The sequence below is a fragment of the Mycobacterium sp. TY815 genome (genome assembly GCF_030755135.1).
In the GTDB taxonomy this organism is placed as follows: Bacteria; Actinomycetota; Actinomycetes; order Mycobacteriales; family Mycobacteriaceae; genus Mycobacterium.
The window spans coordinates 2,154,727-2,173,537 of the sequence record NZ_JAUFRX010000001.1 but is presented as its reverse complement, the minus strand read 5'-3'; the positions used below and the strand labels follow the sequence as shown (position 1 = coordinate 2,173,537).

At 68.3% G+C, this 18,811-nt stretch carries 17 protein-coding genes; 12 read left to right on the top strand and 5 right to left on the bottom strand.

All coding sequences use genetic code 11. From position 1 onward, the window contains the following. Positions 1-76: 76 nt before the first annotated feature. Entirely contained in the window at positions 77-550 is a 474-nt protein-coding gene (locus QXK92_RS09090) for a Fur family transcriptional regulator (RefSeq protein WP_306241326.1), read from the top strand. A gap of 1 nt (position 551) precedes the next feature. Here QXK92_RS09090 and mtr read toward each other — a convergent pair whose 3' ends face one another. Together mtr and QXK92_RS09080 are read right to left on the bottom strand one after the other, a co-directional pair. Continuing rightward, positions 552-1,931 carry a mycothione reductase gene (mtr, locus tag QXK92_RS09085; RefSeq protein WP_306241325.1) on the bottom strand — a complete coding sequence of 460 codons (1,380 nt, stop codon included), beginning with the start codon at positions 1,929-1,931 and terminating at the stop codon, positions 552-554. 7 nt (positions 1,932-1,938) lie between these two features. Continuing rightward, positions 1,939-2,964, bottom strand: coding sequence for an alpha/beta hydrolase (locus QXK92_RS09080; protein WP_306241324.1), 1,026 nt, complete (start codon positions 2,962-2,964; stop codon positions 1,939-1,941). Positions 2,965-3,076: 112 nt separating this feature from the next. Between QXK92_RS09080 and mqo the strand changes: the two genes are divergently transcribed. The 8 genes from mqo (at position 3,077) to QXK92_RS09040 (ending at position 13,801) form a co-directional block, all read left to right on the top strand. Further along, positions 3,077-4,558 (top strand): malate dehydrogenase (quinone), encoded by a 1,482-nt coding sequence (gene mqo / locus QXK92_RS09075; RefSeq protein ID WP_306241323.1) that lies wholly within the window; start codon positions 3,077-3,079, stop codon positions 4,556-4,558. Then, on the top strand, positions 4,558-5,040 hold the full coding sequence (locus tag QXK92_RS09070) for a GNAT family N-acetyltransferase (RefSeq protein WP_306241322.1): 483 nt from the start codon (positions 4,558-4,560) through the stop codon (positions 5,038-5,040). Before mqo ends, QXK92_RS09070 begins: the two co-directional genes overlap by 1 nt. After that, a complete protein-coding gene (locus QXK92_RS09065; RefSeq protein WP_306241321.1) occupies positions 5,037-6,878 on the top strand; it encodes a magnesium chelatase subunit D family protein in 1,842 nt (613 codons plus the stop codon). Before QXK92_RS09070 ends, QXK92_RS09065 begins: the two co-directional genes overlap by 4 nt. 14 nt (positions 6,879-6,892) lie before the next feature. Continuing rightward, on the top strand, positions 6,893-7,516 hold the full coding sequence (cobO, locus tag QXK92_RS09060; protein ID WP_306241320.1) for a cob(I)yrinic acid a,c-diamide adenosyltransferase: 624 nt from the start codon (positions 6,893-6,895) through the stop codon (positions 7,514-7,516). Further along, entirely contained in the window at positions 7,510-8,880 is a 1,371-nt protein-coding gene (locus QXK92_RS09055) for a cobyrinate a,c-diamide synthase (protein WP_306241319.1), read from the top strand. The genes cobO and QXK92_RS09055 overlap by 7 nt, the downstream gene beginning before the upstream one ends. Before the next feature lie 20 nt (positions 8,881-8,900). Further along, positions 8,901-10,133, top strand: a complete 1,233-nt coding sequence (cobA, locus tag QXK92_RS09050) for a uroporphyrinogen-III C-methyltransferase (protein WP_306241318.1) — start codon at positions 8,901-8,903, stop codon at positions 10,131-10,133. A gap of 22 nt (positions 10,134-10,155) precedes the next feature. Further along, on the top strand, positions 10,156-11,748 hold the full coding sequence (locus QXK92_RS09045) for an MFS transporter (protein WP_306241317.1): 1,593 nt from the start codon (positions 10,156-10,158) through the stop codon (positions 11,746-11,748). Positions 11,749-12,046: 298 nt separating this feature from the next. Further along, entirely contained in the window at positions 12,047-13,801 is a 1,755-nt protein-coding gene (locus QXK92_RS09040; RefSeq protein ID WP_306241316.1) for a proline--tRNA ligase, read from the top strand. Between the two features lie 221 nt (positions 13,802-14,022). On the opposite strand, the gene QXK92_RS09035 is transcribed toward QXK92_RS09040, so the two are convergent. Both QXK92_RS09035 and QXK92_RS09030 read right to left on the bottom strand, forming a co-directional pair. After that, positions 14,023-14,469 carry a ferritin-like domain-containing protein gene (locus tag QXK92_RS09035; RefSeq protein ID WP_306241315.1) on the bottom strand — a complete coding sequence of 149 codons (447 nt, stop codon included), beginning with the start codon at positions 14,467-14,469 and terminating at the stop codon, positions 14,023-14,025. Further along, positions 14,466-15,002 (bottom strand): hypothetical protein, encoded by a 537-nt coding sequence (locus QXK92_RS09030; protein WP_371934148.1) that lies wholly within the window; start codon positions 15,000-15,002, stop codon positions 14,466-14,468. The genes QXK92_RS09035 and QXK92_RS09030 overlap by 4 nt, the downstream gene beginning before the upstream one ends. Before the next feature lie 196 nt (positions 15,003-15,198). Here QXK92_RS09030 and rimP point away from each other — a divergent pair, with 196 nt between their 5' ends. Together rimP and nusA are read left to right on the top strand one after the other, a co-directional pair. Beyond that, entirely contained in the window at positions 15,199-15,729 is a 531-nt protein-coding gene (rimP, locus tag QXK92_RS09025) for a ribosome maturation factor RimP (protein WP_306241313.1), read from the top strand. After that, positions 15,726-16,757, top strand: a complete 1,032-nt coding sequence (nusA, locus tag QXK92_RS09020; protein ID WP_306241312.1) for a transcription termination factor NusA — start codon at positions 15,726-15,728, stop codon at positions 16,755-16,757. Before rimP ends, nusA begins: the two co-directional genes overlap by 4 nt. Before the next feature lie 72 nt (positions 16,758-16,829). On the opposite strand, the gene QXK92_RS09015 is transcribed toward nusA, so the two are convergent. After that, positions 16,830-18,131 (bottom strand): PE domain-containing protein, encoded by a 1,302-nt coding sequence (locus tag QXK92_RS09015; protein ID WP_306241311.1) that lies wholly within the window; start codon positions 18,129-18,131, stop codon positions 16,830-16,832. 267 nt (positions 18,132-18,398) lie between these two features. Here QXK92_RS09015 and QXK92_RS09010 point away from each other — a divergent pair, with 267 nt between their 5' ends. Next, positions 18,399-18,767 (top strand): YlxR family protein, encoded by a 369-nt coding sequence (locus QXK92_RS09010; RefSeq protein ID WP_306241310.1) that lies wholly within the window; start codon positions 18,399-18,401, stop codon positions 18,765-18,767. The last annotated feature ends 44 nt before the right edge of the window (positions 18,768-18,811 follow it).

Genomic DNA, 18,811 nt, shown 5'->3' with positions numbered 1-18,811 from the left:
TGCAAGTGACTTGCAGGAGCCGACGCGCCGCAGGGCCGCGCTGGCAATCCCGGGCCGGCAGCGCGACACTGAACAGGTGACGACTGAACCGGCGGGCCTGGACCCGGCGGCCACCGAGCGGATCGGCGAACTGCTACGCGCCCGCGGGCTGCGTCGGATGGCCTCGCGGATCCAGGTATTGGCGGTACTCGAACCCGTAAACGGCCACTTGTCGGTGGCCGAGATCCAGCACCGGTTGCCGGCGTGCTTGGCGCCGGGAGTCCAGCCCCCCGACCTCGCGACCATCTACCGCACCGTGACCACCCTGGTCGACCAGGGGGTGTTGCACGCGTTGACGCTCGAGGGCGGCGTCACCACCTACGGCATGGCCACCGCGCCGCATCACCACGCCGTGTGTACCCGGTGCGGGTCGATCATCGAGGTGCCGGCCCGCCAGCTGAGCTCGGCGCTCGAGCACGCGATAGCGGGCAGCTCCTTCGCGCTCTCCGAGCGCGCCGGCCTGACGTTGCACGGCCTGTGTCCGGCCTGTCAGCAGCTGGCGCAGGACTGAGTCAGCTCAGGCCCAGCAGGGCGTTCTCCACCACCTCGGGCAGCGCCGGGTGGATCCAGTACTGGCCACGGGCCATCTCGTGGGCGGTGAGTCCGAAGCTCATCGCCTGGATCAGCGGCTGAATCAGCGACGACGCCTGATGGCCCATGAAGTGCGCGCCCAGCAACCGGCCGGTGCCGCGTTCGGCGATCAGCTTGACGATCCCGGTGGTGTCCTCCATCGCCCAGCCGTAGGCGACGTCGCCATAGTCCTGAACCTTGACCGAGATGTCGAATCCCTGTGCTAATGCCTGGTTTTCGGTCAATCCGACGCTGGCAAGCTGGGGATCCGTGAACACCGCCGAGGGGACGAACCGGTGATCGGTGACGGCCATCGACCCGGTGTCATCCCAGTCGCAGAGGAGATTCCGCTGCACCACACGTGCCTCGTGGTTGGCCACATGCTTGAGCTGATACGGCGATGACACGTCGCCGAGCGCGAAAACCCCACGTGCGGAGGTCCGTTGGTATTCGTCGACGACGACGCGGCCGTCCTCGATGTCGATCCCGGCCTGCTCGGCGTCCAGCAGGTCGGCGTTGGGCAGCCGCCCGGTGGCCACCAGTAGCGCGTCCGCGTCCAGGGTGCTGCCGTCGTCGAGCTGCAGCGACACACCGGAACCCCGGTTGTGCCCGCCGACGACGTTGCGGTGCGTGCGCAGTTCCCACCTGCTCGCCACCACCCGGGTGAACCGTTCGCAGATGGTGTCGTCGCAGTGGCGCAGCAGGCAGCTGCCTCGGATCACCAGTGTCACGCGCGAACCCAGTGCTGAGAAAACATGCGCGAATTCCGCTGCCACATAACCACTTCCGACGATCACGAGATGCTCGGGCAGCTCGGGAATCCGCATGATGGTGTCGCTGGTGTGGTATTTCACGCCGGAGGCGGTGATGGCCGGCGGAACGGTGGGCCGCGAACCCGCGGCGATCACCACCTGGTCGGCGGTGAATTCCTCGCCGTCTTCGGTGCGCAGCAGGTATCGCCCGTCGGCCGCGACCGGTCCGAAGCGCGTGTGGCTGCCGTACACGTCGATATTCGGTGCCGACCGGCGGTAGTCTTCGCCGCTCGGGCCGATCGGGTCGATACGCCCGAACACCCGCGAAACGATGTCGGTCCAGCGAATCCCGTCGATGTGGGCATCGACGCCGTACTGGGCCGCTTCCCGGATGGTCTTGGCCACCTCGGCTGCGTAGACGAACATCTTGGTCGGAATGCACCCGACGTTGAGGCAGGTGCCGCCGAAGACGCCCTGTTCGCAGATCGCCACCCGCTTGGCCGCATAGTGTTCGTTGAGAATGCTGTTGCCCGAACCGGTTCCGATGATCGCGAGGTCGTAGGTCTCCATCGATGCGTCACCCTTTCCCCGACTGGTTCTCGGGCGGGACCGAGGCGTCGGTGTCGTTGAGCCTGCTGAGGTGTTCGTCGAGCCAGCGGTCCAGATGGCGATACGCTAGCTGACGCGGTTGGGAAAGCGACAGGAACACATCGTGTTTGGCATCCGGCACCGGAATGATGCTGGTGCGGTTGCCGATACAGCCGGCCCACCGCGCGATCTGGCTGACGTCGAGCACCGCGTCGCCGCGTTGCAGGGCCGCCGGTTCGGCGCTCTCGGGCACGGTGTGGTCCGAACGCAGGATCAGATTGGGCACCCCGACATCGAGCCCGCGGTGCAGCCGGGCTTGTCCGCGGCGCACCGCGTGCAACCAGCCGAACGTGACCGGGAAGCCGCCCAATGGTTTCCACTGCAGGTTGTACTCGAATTCGCCGTGGTAGTCCCGGTGCAGGCTGGAGCCGTAACCGCCGCTGCCGCTGGCCCGGGCGACACCCTTGCTGCGCATCCGCGACAGCGCGGCGATGGTGGCCGAGGTGACGCCCAGACGCAGAACCGCCGGGCCGTGCAGGTCCAGAAACGGGCTGTTGAGCACCAGGCCGCTGACACCGGCCGGCGTGCCCGCACTCTGCCGGCGCAATCGGTCCAGCCACAGCGAGACGATCAGCCCGCCCACCGAATGGCCGTACATCAGCACTCGGGTGTCGGACTGCTCGCGGATCAGCGCCAGTGCGTGGTTGAGCTCGTCGTCGTAGCGGTCCAGCCTGGTGGTGAAATGCGGCGTCTGGTCCGCCCGGTGGGAGCGGCCGCACTTGCGCAGGTCCAGGGCGTAAAAGGTGAAGCCGCGGTCGGCGAAGTGGTCGGCCAGCCCGGTGTTGAAGAAATAGTCGGTGTAGCCGTGCACGGCCAGCACCGCGTGGTCGGCCGCCGACTGCGGGCCACGGCGGACCAGCGTTGCGAAGATCTCGCCCTCACCGTCCGGATCGGGCCCGAGCGGGATGGTGCACTGCCAGTAGCCGGGCAGGACGTCGGGCACCCAGCCAGTCACGAGGCCAGCTTAGAGGTTGCGGCCTCGGCCGATGCGGTGGATTGGGTGGCCAACTCCTTCGGCGATAACCTTGGGGACCGGCATTCTCCAGGGGAAAGGACTAGCGATCGGCGTGGCACAGCTAGCCAGAACCGACGTCGTGCTGGTGGGTGCCGGAATCATGAGCGCCACCCTTGGGGCGTTGTTGCGACGGCTCGAGCCCGACTGGTCGATCACCGTGATCGAACGCCTGGACGGCGTCGGCGCCGAGAGCAGCAGCCCGTGGAACAACGCCGGCACCGGTCACGCGGGGCTGTGCGAGATGAATTACACCCCGCAGCGTCCCGACGGCACGATCGACATCAGCAAAGCGGTCTCGGTCAACGAGCAGTTCCAGATCACCCGGCAGTTCTGGGCTTACGCGGCCGAGAACGGCATCCTGACCGACGTGCCGGCTTTTCTGCACGCGGTTCCGCACGTCAGTTTCGTGCGTGGCGCCGCCGGCGTCGACTATCTGCGGCGACGCCGTGACGCTCTGGCTCGCAACCCGTTGTTCGCCGCCACCGAACTGATCGTGGACCCTGCCGAGTTCGCACGCCGGCTGCCGTTGATGGCCGCCCGTCGCGACTTCACCGAACCTGTTGCCCTGAACTGGGCCGCCGGCGGCACCGACGTCGACTTCGGAGCCCTGTCACGACAGCTCATCGGTTACTGCGTCAAAAGCGGTGCCACCGCGCTGTTCGGCCACGAGGTACGCGGCTTGTCGCGTCAGCGCGACGGTGGCTGGACGGTTACGGTCGGCAACCGGCGCACGGGTGAAAAACGTAAGTTGGCAGCGGAATTCGTCTTCGTCGGCGCCGGTGGCGACGCCCTGCCATTGCTGCAGAAGGCCGGAATCGAGGAGATCCGCGGCTTTGCCGGGTTCCCGATCGGCGGCCGGTTCCTGCGCACCGCCAACCCCGAACTCACCGCCGCGCACCGGGCCAAGGTGTATGGGAGCCCGTCGCCAGGAGCCCCGCCGCTGGGCGCGCTGCACCTGGACCTGCGACTGGTCAACGGCCGGCCGTGGCTGGTGTTCGGGCCGTACGCCGGCTGGTCACCGAAATTCCTCAAGCACGGCCACGTCAGCGATCTGCCCCGGTCGATACGGCCGGCGAATCTTCCGGCCATGCTGGGCGTGGGCGTCCGGGAGAGGACGTTGCTGCGGTATCTGCTCGCCCAGCTGCGCCTCACCGAACCGGACCGGGTCGCGGCTTTGCGTGAATTCGCGCCGACCGCAGTGGATTCCGACTGGGAGCTGACGGTTGCCGGGCAGCGCGTGCAGGTGATCCGGCGCGCCCGGGGCAAGGGCGGTGCGCTGGAATTCGGCACCACCATCGTGGGCGCCGCCGACGGCAGCATCGCCGGCCTGCTCGGTGGCTCGCCGGGTGCCTCGACCGCTGTCCCGGCGATGCTGGACGTGCTGCAGCGCTGTTTCGCCAACCGGTACCCGTCGTGGTTACCTACCCTCAAAGAGATCGTGCCGTCACTGGGAGCTGACTTGTCGCGTGAACCCGCCCTGTACGACGAACTGAGGTCGTGGACGAACAAGGCGTTGCAGCTGGAGGCGGCGTAATGAGTGAGGCGTTGCGCCGCTCCTGGTTCAAAGACCTTGACGCGCGGACCCTTTACGAAATCCTCAAACTGCGGGTCGAGGTGTTCGTGGTCGAGCAGGCCTGTCCCTACCCGGAACTGGACGGACGCGACCTGCTCGCCGAAACCCGGCATTTCTGGCTGGAATCTCCGGACGGCGAGGTGATCTGCACCCTGCGTCTGATGGAGGAACACGCCGGCGGTGAGAAGGCTTTCCGGATCGGCCGGGTGTGCACCAAGCGCAGTGCCCGCGGACACGGTCACGCCACCCGCCTGTTGCGCGCCGCCCTGGCCGAGGTCGGCGACTACCCCTGCCGCATCGACGCGCAGAAATACCTGTTCGATATGTATGCCCGGCACGGGTTCGTGCGCGACGGTGACGATTTTCTCGACGACGGCATCCCGCACGTGCCGATGCTGAGACCTGGTTCGGGACCTGGTTCGCCCGCGGCGGGTGCCCGGTGAAGCCTTATCCGTTCAGCGCGATCGTCGGGCATGACCAGTTGCGGCTCGCGCTGCTGTTGTGCGCGGTGCGTCCGGAGATCGGCGGCGCGCTCATCCGCGGCGAAAAGGGCACCGCCAAGTCGACGGCGGTGCGCGGGCTCGCCGCGTTGTTGTCGGCCGCGACAGACTCCGGCGGCGCCGGTCTGGTGGAGATGCCGTTGGGGGCCACCGAGGACCGGGTGGTCGGCTCGCTGGATCTGCAGCGGGTGCTGCGCGACGGCGAACACGCCTTCTCGCCGGGCCTGCTGGCCCGCGCACACGGGGGTGTCCTCTACGTCGACGAGGTGAACCTGTTGCACGACCACCTGGTCGACATCCTGCTCGACGCCGCGGCCATGGGCCGCGTGCACATCGAGCGTGACGGTATCTCCCACACCCACGAAGCCCGGTTCGTGTTGATCGGAACAATGAATCCCGAAGAGGGAGAACTGCGTCCGCAGTTGCTCGACCGGTTCGGCCTGACCGTCGACGTTCACGCCTCGCGTGACGTCGACGTCCGCGTCGAGGTGATCCGGCAGCGGATGGCCTACGAAGCCGATCCCGACGCGTTCGCCCGGAAATACGCCGACGCCGACGCCGAACTGGCCCGGCGCATCGCCGCCGCCCGGGCCCTTGTGGACGACGTGGTGTTGCCTGACAACGAGTTACGGCGGATCGCCGCACTGTGCGCGGCGTTCGACGTCGACGGCATGCGTGCCGATCTGGTGGTGGCCCGCACCGCCACCGCCCACGCGGCCTGGCGTGGTGCCCTGACCGTCGAAGAACAGGACATCCGGGTCGCCGCCGAACTGGCGTTGCCGCATCGTCGCCGGCGCGACCCGTTCGACGATCACGGCATCGAGCGCGACCAACTCGACGAAGCGCTGGCCCGCGCGGATGCGGAATCCCAGGGCGAGCCGGAACCGGATCCCGATCCTCCCGGCGGCGGTCAGTCCGCCAACGACCTTGCCTCGCAGCCGGATTCGATTCAGACGCAGGCGCCGCCGGCTCCCCGGCCCAGCGCGCCACCGGCAAAAGTCTTTCGCACCTGGGCGCTGACGGTGCCCGGGGTCGGCGAAGGCGCGCCCGGCCGGCGGTCGCGCGCCCGCAACGCCGCCGGCAGCGTGGTGGCCGCCGCCGACCCGTCCGACCCGGGCGCGCACGGCCTGCATCTGTTCGCGACCCTGTTATCCGCGGCCGAGGACGCCGACCGGGCCGGTCCGCTGCGCCTGCACGGCGGCCACCTGCGCCGGGCCGTTCGCGAGGGCAGGGAAGGCAACCTGGTGATCTTCGTCGTCGACGCCTCGGGCTCGATGGCCGCCCGCGACCGGATGGCCGCCGTCGGCGGGGCCGCCCTGTCGCTGCTGCGCGACGCCTACCAGCGCCGCGACAAGGTCGCCGTGATCGCTTTCCGGCAGCAGGAGGCCAGAATCCTGCTGCCGCCGACGTCGTCGGCGCACATCGCCGGGCGACGGCTGGCCCGGTTCGACACTGGCGGCAGAACTCCGCTCGCCGAGGGCCTGCTGGCCGCGCGGGGACTGGTCATCCGGGAGAAGGTGCGCGACCGTGCCCGCCGTCCGCTGGTGGTGGTGCTCACCGACGGGCGCGCCACGGCCGGGCCGGACCCGTTGGGCCGCAGCAAGATTGCGGCGGCCAGGTTGGTGGCCGAAGGTGCGGCCGCCGTCGTCATCGACTGTGAGACCTCTTACGTCCGGCTGGGCCTGGCGGGGCAGCTGGCGCGGCAGCTGGGCGCGCCGGCCATCCGGCTCGAGCAGTTGCACGCCGATCACCTCACCCAGGCCGTCCGCAGCGTCGCGTGAGCTGGTAATCGACTATGCCACAGGGTAATCCGACCGAGGTGCCGAACGACGGCCTGACCACCCGGGCGCGGCGCAACACTCCGGTGCTGGCGGTGCACACCGGCGAGGGCAAGGGCAAGTCGACGGCGGCGTTCGGTATGGCGTTGCGGGCGTGGAACGTCGGGATGAGCGTCGCGGTCTTCCAGTTCGTCAAGAGTGCGAAGTGGAAGGTGGGGGAGGAGGCGGCATTCCGCGAGCTCGGCCAACTGCACGAACGCACCGGCGCGGGTGGCGCGGTCGAGTGGCACAAGATGGGTTCCGGCTGGTCCTGGACACGCAAGTCGCGCAAGTCCGGCAGCGAAATCGACCATGCCGCAGCCGCCGCCGACGGTTGGACCGAGATCCGGCGCCGCCTGCAGGAGCAGCGGCACGACTTCTATGTCCTCGACGAGTTCACCTACCCGCTGAAGTGGGGCTGGCTCGATGTCGAGGAGGTGGTGCACGCACTGCGGGACCGCCCGGGCCACCAGCATGTGGTGATCACCGGCCGCGACGCGCCGGCACGGCTGATCGAGGCCGCCGACCTGGTGACCGACATGGGCAAGGTGAAACACCCGATGGATGCCGGCCGCAAGGGCCAGAAGGGCATCGAATGGTGAGCTCAACGCCCGCCGTCGTCATCGCCGCACCCGCATCGGGCAGCGGAAAGACAACGGTGGCAACGGGTTTGATCGGCGCACTACGTCGGGCCGGCCACCGGGTGGCGCCCTTCAAAGTCGGCCCCGACTTCATCGACCCTGGCTACCACGCACTGGCCGCGGGGCGGCCCGGCCGCAACCTCGACCCGGTGATGGTGGGGGACAAGCTCATCGGCCCGTTATTCGGCCACGGCGCCCGCGGCGCCGACATTGCGGTCATCGAAGGGGTGATGGGCCTGTTCGACGGCCGCATCGGCCCGGACGCGACCGGTCCTGCCGCGGGATCCACCGCACACGTTGCGGGGCTGCTGGGTGCGCCGGTGATCCTGGTGGTCGACGCGCGGGGCCAGAGTCACAGCATGGCCGCACTGCTGCACGGCTTTTCCACCTTCGATCCGCATACCCGGATCAGCGGCGTCATCCTCAACCGGGTCGGGACGGCCCGCCATGAGCTGGTGTTGCGGCAGGCCTGTGAGCAGGCCGGGGTTCCGGTGCTGGGCGCCATCCCCCGCGACACCGAATTGGAGCTGCCGTCACGGTATCTGGGGCTGGTCACCGCGGTGGAGTACGGCCGCCACGCCCAGCAGGCGATAGAGGCGATGACGGCCCTGGTTGCGCGGCACGTCGATGTGGCCGCGGTGGTGGCGGCCGCCGGCGGCCGGGTGGAGGACCCGCCGTGGGAGCCGGCCACCGCGGTGGGAGCCGCGGGCAGGGAAGTCCGTGTCGCTCTGGCGGCCGGCAAGGCGTTCACGTTCGGGTACGCCGAGCACGCCGAGTTGCTGCGGGCCGCCGGGGCGCAGGTCGCCGAATTCGACCCGCTCAGCGAGAGCCTGCCCGAGGGGACCGACGCGGTCCTGTTGCCAGGCGGGTTTCCCGAGCAGTTCACCGCGGAGCTGTCCGCCAACGACGTCGTCCGGCGCCAGATCGCCGAACTGGCCGCCACGGGAGCACCCGTGCATGCGGAATGCGCCGGCCTGATCTATCTCGCCGACGAGCTGGACGGCTTTCCGATGTGCGGGGTGCTGGCCGGGTCGGCGCGGTTCACCGAGCAACTGACCCTGGGGTATCGCGACGCGGTGGCCGTTACCGATTCGTCGCTGTTCGCGGCCGGGCAGCGGGTGGTAGGCCACGAATTCCACCGCACCACGGTCACCTTCGCCGACAGCTACCAGCCGGCCTGGGTCTACCGGGGCGGCCAGGCCGACCGCAAACACGACGGCGCCGTCCACGCCGGTGTGCACGCGTCGTATCTGCATATCCATCCGGCCGCGGCGCCCGAAGCGGTGGCCCGCTTCGTCGCGCAGGCCGCCAAGCCGCGGGTCTAGCGCGACATTAAGCTTGCCCGGTGACCGAGAGCCCCTTTCTGGTGGGACTGCGACTGACCGGCCGAAAGGTCGTCGTCGTCGGCGGGGGAGGCGTCGCTCAGCGCCGGTTGCCGCTGCTGATCGCCAGCGGCGCCGACGTCCACGTGATCACCCGCAGCGCCACCCGTGCGGTCGAGGCGATGGACGGGATCAGCCTCTCGCTGCGCGACTACCAAGACGGCGACCTCGACGGCGCCTGGTACGCCCTGGCGGCCACCGACGACCCGGAGGTGAACGCCGCCATCGTCGCCGAGGCCGAACGGCGGCATATCTTCTGTGTTCGCGCGGACGTCGCGGTCGAGGGAACGGCGGTGACGCCGGCGTCCTTCAGCTACGCGGGGCTGTCGGTGGGGGTGCTGGCCGGCGGTGAGCACCGGCGCTCGGCGGCCATCCGGTCGGCCATCCGCGAGGCGCTGCAGCAGGGCGTCATCGCGGCGGAGGGCCCCGATTGGGGGTCCGAGGAGATCCTGCGCGGTGGGGTGGCGCTGGTGGGCGGTGGTCCGGGTGATCCCGAGCTGATCACCGTTCGCGGTCGCCGGCTGCTCGCGCAGGCCGACGTGGTGGTAGCCGACCGGCTCGCTCCGCCCGAACTGCTGGCGGAGTTGTCGCCGCACGTCGAAGTGATCGATGCCGCCAAGATCCCGTATGGGCGGGCCATGGCCCAGGACGCGATCAACGAGGTCCTGATCGAGCGGGCCCGGGCCGGCAAGTTCGTCGTCCGGCTCAAAGGGGGCGATCCGTTCGTGTTCGCCCGGGGCTACGAGGAAGTCCTGGCATGCACCGAGGCGGGAATTCCGGTGACTGTGGTGCCAGGTGTGACCAGTGCCATAGCCGTGCCCGCTCTGGCGGGCGTTCCGGTGACTCACCGGGCCACAAATCACGAGTTTGTGGTGGTCAGCGGCCATTTGGCGCCCGATCATCCCGAATCGTTAGTGAATTGGGATGCTTTGGCAGCAATGTCCGGGACCATTGTTTTGCTGATGGCGGTCGAACGGATCGAACTTTTTGTCGCCGCGCTGTTAAAAGGCGGCCGACCTGGGGATACTCCGGTCATGGTGGTGCAACACGGAACGACGGCGGCCCAGCAGACGTTGCGGGCGACCCTGGCGGACACGCCGGAGAAGGTCCGCGCGGAGGGCATTCGACCTCCCGCGATCATCGTTATCGGGCCCGTGGCGGGTCTCGGCGGCGCTCAGGGTTTAAACAATTCTTAAGATTACTGTAAGGTAACCCGCTATGACGGCTCTCAACGACTCAGAGCGGGCAGTCCACACTTGGACTGAGGGACGCTCGGAACGTTCGGCCCAGGAGCGTCCCACGCAAACAGTGGAGACCCCTTTGCAGCGCTTGAGCAGGTATTACCCCACGTGGTTGCCCTCACGCCGATTCATCGCCGCGGTGATCGCGATCGGCGGGATGCAGCTGCTGGCCACCATGGACAGCACGGTCGCGATCGTCGCGCTTCCTAAGATTCAGAACGAGCTCAGCCTGTCCGACGCCGGCCGTAGCTGGGTGATCACCGCTTATGTGCTGACTTTCGGCGGGCTGATGCTGCTCGGTGGCCGGCTCGGAGACACCATCGGGCGCAAACGCACCTTCATCGTCGGTGTCGCGCTGTTCACCATCTCCTCGGTGCTGTGCGCGGTGGCCTGGGACGAGGTGACGCTGGTCATCGCCCGGCTCTCGCAGGGTGTCGGTTCGGCTATCGCCTCACCGACCGGTCTGGCGCTGGTGGCGACCACCTTCCCGAAGGGCCCGGCGCGTAACGCCGCGACCGCCGTCTTCGCGGCCATGACAGCGATCGGGTCCGTGATGGGCCTGGTGGTCGGCGGGGCGCTGACCGAGTACTCCTGGCGGCTGGCCTTCATGGTCAACGTGCCGATCGGGCTGGTGATGATCTACCTGGCCCGCACCGCGCTGCGCGAGACCAACCGCGAGCGGATGAAGCTCGATGCCGCCGGGGCCATGCTGGCCACGCTGGCGTGCACCGCCGCCGTGTTCGCTTTCTCGGTGGGCCCGGAGAAGGGCTGGGTGTCGGTCACCACGATCGGTTCCGGTGTGGTGGCGGTGCTGGCGGCCATCGCGTTCGCCATCGTCGAGCGCACCGCCGAGAACCCGGTCATCCCGTTCCAGCTGTTCCGCGACCGCAACCGGCTGGTCACCTTTATCGCGATCTTCCTGGCCGGCGGCGTCATGTTCACCCTGACGGTCTCCATCGGCCTGTACGTGCAGGACATCCTGGGCTACAGCGCGCTGCGCGCGGGTGTCGGCTTTATTCCGTTCGTGATCGCCATGGGCATCGGCCTTGGTATCTCGTCGCAGCTGGTGTCGCGGTTCTCGCCGCGGGTGCTGACGATCGGCGGCGGCTGGCTGCTGCTCGGCGCGATGATCTACGGCTCGATGTGCATGCACCGCGGGGCGCCGTACTTCCCGAACCTGGTGCTGCCGATCGTGATCGGCGGGATCGGCATCGGCATGGTGGTAGTGCCGCTGACGCTGGCCGCTATCGCGGGCGTGGGATTCGACCAGATCGGCCCGGTGTCGGCGATGACCCTGATGCTGCAGAGTCTGGGCGGGCCGCTGGTGCTGGCCGTCATCCAGGCCGTCATCACGTCGCGCACGCTGTTCCTGGGCGGTACGACCGGCCCGGTGAAGTTCATGAACGACATGCAGCTGCAGGCGCTCGACCACGGCTACACCTACGGCCTGCTGTGGATTGCCGGAGCGGCGGTGATCGTCGGTATTGCGGCCCTGTTCATCGGTTACACGCCCGAGCAGGTTGCGCACGCCCAAGAGGTCAAGGAAGCGATCGACGCCGGGGAGCTGTAGGCCTTTCTCCATCTCGGTCTGGCGTTTCGCGCTGAGACTGCGAAATTGGTTGCCTCTTCTCGTACTTTCTCTGCAAATCCGCAGTCTCGGTGATGGGCCGAGGTTTTACACCCCGTCGTGCCCAACGAGGCTGCGCTGAGACTGCGAAATTGGTTGCCTCTTCTCGCACTTTCTCTGCAGATCCGCAGTCTCGGCGCGGGGCAGGGGCCGCCGCCGTGGCCGGCCCTGGCGTCGCCCGACCCTGCCCGCGGCCCACGTGACGCGGGACGCACCCGGCCCCCAAGTAGGCTTGCCGCCTGTGATCACCCGGATGTCCGAGCTTTTCCTGCGCACCCTGCGCGACGACCCCGCCGAAGCAGAAGTGGCCAGCCACAAACTGCTGATCCGCGCCGGATACGTCCGGCCGATCGCCCCTGGGTTGTACAGCTGGCTGCCGCTCGGCCTGAAAGTGCTGCGCAACATCGAGCGCATCGTCCGCGAGGAGATGAACGCGATCGGCGGCCAGGAAATCCTGTTTCCCGCCCTGCTGCCACGCGCCCCCTACGAGACCACCAACCGGTGGACGGAGTACGGCGATGGCGTGTTCCGGGTCCAGGACCGTCGGGGCAATGACTACATGCTTGGCCCCACCCACGAGGAGCTGTTCACCCTGACGGTCAAGGGCGAGTACAGCTCCTACAAGGACTTCCCGCTGACCCTGTACCAAATCCAGAACAAGTACCGCGACGAGGCGCGCCCGCGCGCCGGCATCCTGCGCGGCCGCGAGTTCCTCATGAAGGACTCGTACTCGTTCGACCTCGACGCCGCCGGCCTCAAGGCTTCCTACCACGCCCACCGGGAGGCCTACCAGCGCATTTTCGAGCGGCTCGACGTGCGTTACGTCATCGTCTCGGCGGTGTCGGGTGCGATGGGCGGCAGCGCCTCCGAGGAGTTCCTCGCCGAGAGCCCGATCGGTGAGGACACCTTCGTCCGGTGCGTGGAGTCCGGCTATGCCGCCAACGTCGAAGCCGTCACCACCGCCCGCCCCGAGGGCCTGCCCGCTGAAACTGTGGCCGGACTGCCGGATGCCGAAGTCCACGACACCGGCGACACCCCTACCATCGCCACCCTGGTCGCCTGGGCCAACGAGGCATTGGACCGCCCCGTCACAGCTGCCGACACCCTCAAGAACGTCCTGCTGAAGGTCCGCCAGCCCGGCGAGGAGTGGGAGCTGCTGGCCATCGGCGTGCCCGGCGACCGCGAGGTCGACGACAAGCGACTCGGCGCGGCACTGGAACCGGCCGAGTACGCATTGCTCGACGACGCGGACTTCGCGAAATACCCGTTTCTGGTGAAGGGCTACATCGGCCCGAAAGCGCTGCGCGACAACGAAGTCCGTTATCTGGTTGACCCGCGCGTGGTGGACGGAACCAGCTGGATCACCGGTGCCGACGAACCCGGTCGCCACGTGGTCGGCCTGGTGGCGGGCCGTGACTTCACCGCCGACGGCACCATCGAGGCCGCCGAGGTACGTGAGGGCGACCCGTCCCCCGATGGCGCCGGCCCGCTCGTCATGGCCCGCGGCATCGAGATCGGCCACATCTTCCAGCTGGGCCGCAAGTACACCGACGCGTTCAGCGCCGACGTGCTCGGCGAGGACGGCAAACCGGTGCGGCTGACCATGGGCTCCTACGGCATCGGGGTGTCGCGTCTGGTCGCCGTGGTCGCCGAACAGCACCACGACGAGCTCGGCCTGCGCTGGCCGGCGTCGATCTCGCCGTTCGGGGTGCACCTGGTGATGGCCAATAAGGACCCCGAGGCCCGGCTGGGCGCCGCCAAGCTGGCCGCCGACCTGGACAAAATCGGAGTCGATGTGCTGCTGGACGACCGCCAGGCCTCACCCGGGGTCAAGTTCAAGGACGCCGAGCTGCTCGGCGTGCCCTGGATCGTCGTGGTCGGGCGCGGCTGGGCCGACGGCCGGGTGGAGCTGCGCAATCGTTTCAGCGGGCAGACCAGCGAGCTGGCCGTCGGCGATTCGCTGACCACCGACCTGGTCGCCGCGATCAGCCTCTAGCGGCGATCGCAAGCGCGGCGGTGCCGCGCGCGGCGGGTCGCCGCCGTGTGCCTAGCGGCGATCGCAAGCGCGGCGGTGCCGCGCGCGGCGGGTCGCCGCCGTGTGCCTAGCGGCGATCGCAAGCGCGGCGGTGCCGCGCGCGGCGGGTCGCCGCCGTGTGCCTAGCGGCGATCGCAAGCGCGGCGGTGCCGCGCGCGGCGGGTCGCCGCCGTGGCTATCAACTACTCGTTCCCGCCCGGGAACGTCGTGGTGATCGGCCAGCCGCCCAGCACCTTGTTCCACCGGGCGGCCATCACCGCGCTCTGGGTCAGCGCGGTCGAGGCGAACGCGCGGTCCTCGGCGGTCTCGGCGTGCTCGACGACCGCCCGCCATGCGGTCGCCCCGTCGTTCTCCATGCGTGCCGCCAGCCGCGCCGCATCCGCCGGGCTGCCCACCGGCGAAGGCAGCTGATAGCCCGCGGCGGCCGGCGCGGGTGTGACCTTGCGGGCACTCAGCATCGCAATGACGTCGTCGCGGCGCTGGCGATGCTGGTTGAGTGCCTCCACCACCAGGTCGTTCACGCTGGGTGGCGACAGCGCCGACACGATGCCGTAGCCGTAGATGGTGCCGTGTTCGACGGCCAGCGCGTCGCTGAGCGCGGTGACGTCGGCGTCTTTGCCACCACTCATATCGACGGACCTCCCGGCACCAGTGCCACCTCGCAGGACGCGGTGCACGACGCCGCGATCGAGGCGAGAAGTCCGGCCCGGTAACCCGACGACGTCGACACCAGGCGGTTGGCATCCTCCGCCGATTTGCGCAGCGAGTCGATCACGTCGGAAACCGGTGGCGGAGGCGGGGGCGGTGCCTCTGGCTCGGTCGGGCTGGTGCTCGAGGTAACACTGCCCGTTTCACTGGTCGAAGAAACCAGCTTGCCCGCGGCCCGGGCGATCTCGGTGGACAGCGCCCGCGCGTGCGCGGCGCGCTGCGTGGCGACCACAGTCAGCGCGGCGGCGATCTGCGGCGGACTCCCGATCGCTCCGGCGGCCGCAGCGGCCAGCGCGCTGTCATGCCGGGCCTGGTCCAACGGCCCCACCAGCTCCTCAACGGACGGAGGCTTGGGCGCCGACTCGCCGCAGGCGGTTGCCGCCACCCCGAGTGCGAGAGCGGCACCACCGGCGAGCACGCGCCGCCTGCTGATGACGGGTACTGCTCTGGACACGCCCCACATCCTGCCATCACCGCGCACCGCGTCAGCGCCAGCCACGACGCGGTCTGGGACCGGCGATGCGACTACGGCGTCGTTGTACGGGCGTCAATAGCGGATCCTGGCGTATCGTTGGTAGCCGGGCTCTCTGAGTTCGCTGTGAAAGCCGTGCGCCCGCCGATGACCGACAACTCAAGATGAGGAGCTCGCCGTGACCACCGGGCTACCTTCGCAGACGCAGGTGATCGAGCTACTGACCGCAGAGTTCGCGCGCGCAGGTTACGAGATCGAAGACGTGGTCATCAACAGCCGCACGCGCCCGCCGCGCATCACGGTGATCGCCGACGGCGACACCGCGTTGGACCTGGACACCATCGCGGCGCTATCCCGCACGGCGTCGGATTTGCTGGACGGTCTGGACGGTCCTGGCGCTGACGGCTACATCCTCGAGGTCAGCTCGCCCGGCGTGGAACGCCCGTTGACCACCGAGAAGCACTTCCGCAGAGCGCGGGGCCGCAAGGTGGACCTCGCGCTGGCCGACGGATCACAGCTGTCCGGCCGGGTCGCCGAAGCCGGCAACGGCACGCTGTCGCTGGTGGTCCGCGCCGGCCGCGAGCTGGCGATACGGGAGATCCCGTTGACCGATGTCGTCAAAGCCGTTGTACAAGTTGAGTTTTCGCCACCAGCCCGAGCGGAGCTGGAGTTGTTGGGGCAGGCACAGGGGACGGAGGCCGGAGCATGAACATCGACATGGCCGCGCTCCATGCGATCGAGGTGGACCGGGGCATCTCGGTCAACGAACTACTCGAGACCATCAAATCCGCGCTGCTGACCGCCTATCGGCACACCGAGGGACACCAGTCCGACGCGCGCATCGAGATCGACCGTAAAACCGGCGTGGTGCGGGTGATCGCCCGCGAGACCGACGAAGACGGCAACCTCATCAGCGAGTGGGACGACACCCCCGAGGGATTCGGCCGCATCGCCGCCACCACCGCACGGCAGGTGATGCTGCAACGCTTCCGCGACGCGGAGAACGAGCGCACTTTCGGCGAGTTCTCCACCCGGGAGGGCGAGATCGTCGCCGGCGTCATCCAGCGCGACAGCCGGGCCAACGCCCGCGGCCTGGTCGTGGTCCGGATAGGTACCGAGGCCAAGGCCTCTGAAGGGGTGATCCCGGCCGCCGAACAGGTGCCCGGCGAGAGCTACGAGCACGGCAATCGGCTGCGCTGCTACGTCGTCGGGGTCAGTCGCGGTTCCCGCGAGCCACTGATCACGCTGTCGCGGACGCATCCGAACCTGGTGCGCAAGCTGTTCTCGCTCGAGGTGCCCGAGATCGCCGACGGCTCGGTGGAGATCGTGGCGGTCGCCCGCGAGGCCGGCCACCGGTCCAAGATCGCCGTCGCGTCGCGGGTGCCCGGTCTGAACGCCAAGGGCGCCTGCATCGGGCCGATGGGGCAACGGGTCCGCAATGTGATGAGCGAGCTGTCCGGCGAAAAGATCGACATCATCGACTACGACGAGGACCCGGCGCGCTTCGTGGCCAATGCGCTGTCACCGGCCAAGGTGGTCTCGGTCTCGGTGATCGACGCGAACGCCCGCGCCGCCCGCGTCGTGGTTCCCGACTTCCAGCTGTCGCTGGCCATCGGCAAGGAAGGACAGAACGCCCGGCTCGCCGCCCGCCTGACGGGGTGGCGCATCGACATCCGGGGCGACGCGCCGGGGCAGCCCGAGGAGGGCGCGAGCCACGGGATGGCGCACGAGCGCTGAAGCGCAACCTGGCGGCGCGCTGATGGCCGCGGTGGCCCGCGTCAACTCGGCCGCCGAGGCCCTGACAGCGGCTCAGAGACCGAGCTCCCGCTCGATCTGCGGCCAGTAGCGCAGACCGCCCGGGCTCAGCAGAATCCAGTCATGGAAGCCGCCGGTGGCCAGGACGAAGTTGATCGGCGCCGATTGCAACACGGCGTTTTGCGCAAGGATGAACTGGTCTGGCGCGACGGGATCCAAGGAGCCCGCGTAGACATAGGTCGGCGGGAGCCCCGCGAGGGACCCGAATAGCGGGCTTACCAGGGGATCGGTCAGCGCAAGATCGCCCGCCCAGAGTTGGTTGGCCTGATAGATCCTGTTCGAGCGATCGGGGAAGAACGGGTCGTCGATCAGGCCGATGTTCGGATTGACCAGCCGTTGGTCCAGCAGTGGCGACAGTAGAACCATCGATCGCGGCACGGCTTGGTTGTGGGCCACCAGATATTGGACGGCCGATAGTCCGATGGTTGCGCCCGCGGAGTCACCGAGCACGCTCACGTGGGAAGCGCCGTGAGCCGCTATTTGGGTGGAGATGTAGCCGGCCACTTTGGGTACCACGGTGCCGGCCGTACCGCCTTGCTGAATCAGCGGGTAGATCGGCACCGCAAAGGTCGCGCCGGTTTGATACGCCATCACTGAGTAGCCGAGCCAGTGGAAGATCATCGGCGGCCAGACAAATGCGCCACCGTGCAGTGCGACGACATAATTGCCGGTCGGGTTTGCCGGGACGATCTCGACGACGCTCATCCCCTCATAGGTGGTGTAGCGAACCGTTTCGCCCAGTAGCGCGGTCAAGAGGCGCGGTGGCGCGTCGCTGAAGAGCGGGTTCAAGAGGCCGCTGACAAACAGCTGCTGAACCGGAGAACCCAGTGTCCCGAGTTGGTCGTAAATCCCGGTCAAGGTCAGGAAGGTTTTCAACGGCCGCAGCGCCGCCGTTTCAATGCGGGTGAGCAGGTCCTGTGTGCCGCTGAAGGCCGGATTCTGCCCGGCCGGGACCGGCTCGATGGCCGATGATCCGAAGATCGAGGTCCAGAGCGAGTTTCCGAGCGCCGAAAGATTGACGGCTTCCGCGCTGATAAACGATTCCGCACTCGAACTCAGCGCCACGATGACTCGGGACTGAAAAGCCGCAGCCTGGGCGCTCATCGCCTGAAATTCCCGACCGTGGGCCGAGAACAGATCCGCGATGGCCGCGGATACTTCATCGGACGCGGCAGCGAGCACCGTGCTGGTGGAGGTCGCTGCCGCCGCGTTGGCTTCGCCGAGCCTCGAGCCGATGGTCGCCAGTTCCGTTGCTGCCGACCCCATCATCTCCGGCACAGCGAGCACATACGACATGGCAATACGCCCCTTTTCTCGTTTGAGGGCCTCGCACTGATCGTGGGATCAGGCAAACCAGCCTCACGCCGATCGATCGGGTGATCCGCAGTAGTCGTGTACTGAATTGAGTGCCGGCGTGCGGGGGAATGCTGAGCCCACCGGGTGTTGAGCGTTGAGCGCTTCAAGCACGCGCGGGCCGACGCTCGGAGATCACCGGGGTGAGGCGAGCGCTGACCCGCACCCCGGGTGGTTCTGACCACTGGTCGGGTGACGCTAGACTGAGCCGTGATCCAGCGCGAGCCTTCGGTCTCGGCGCGCCAACGCCCGGACAACCCCAGCGGACCGGTGCGGACGTGTGTCGGATGCCGGAAGCGAGAGCTGGCCGTCGAACTGCTTCGAGTGGTGGCTCGGTCGACCGGGAACGGTAACTACTCCGTAATCGTTGACACTGCCGGAAGCCTGTCGGGGCGAGGTGCCTGGTTGCACCCCGGCCCGAAGTGCGTACAAGAAGCGATTCGGCGGCGAGCTTTCACCCGCGCGCTGCGCATCACCGGTTCACCGGATACATCCGCGGTGATCGAGCACGTCAGTTCCCTGGCGGGCCCGTCCACCAAGGCAACAGAACAGGTAGCAACGAACATGAGCACACCGTGAAGTCCCGATGACCATGCGTCATAGCTAAACCCGAGGCGCGGCCC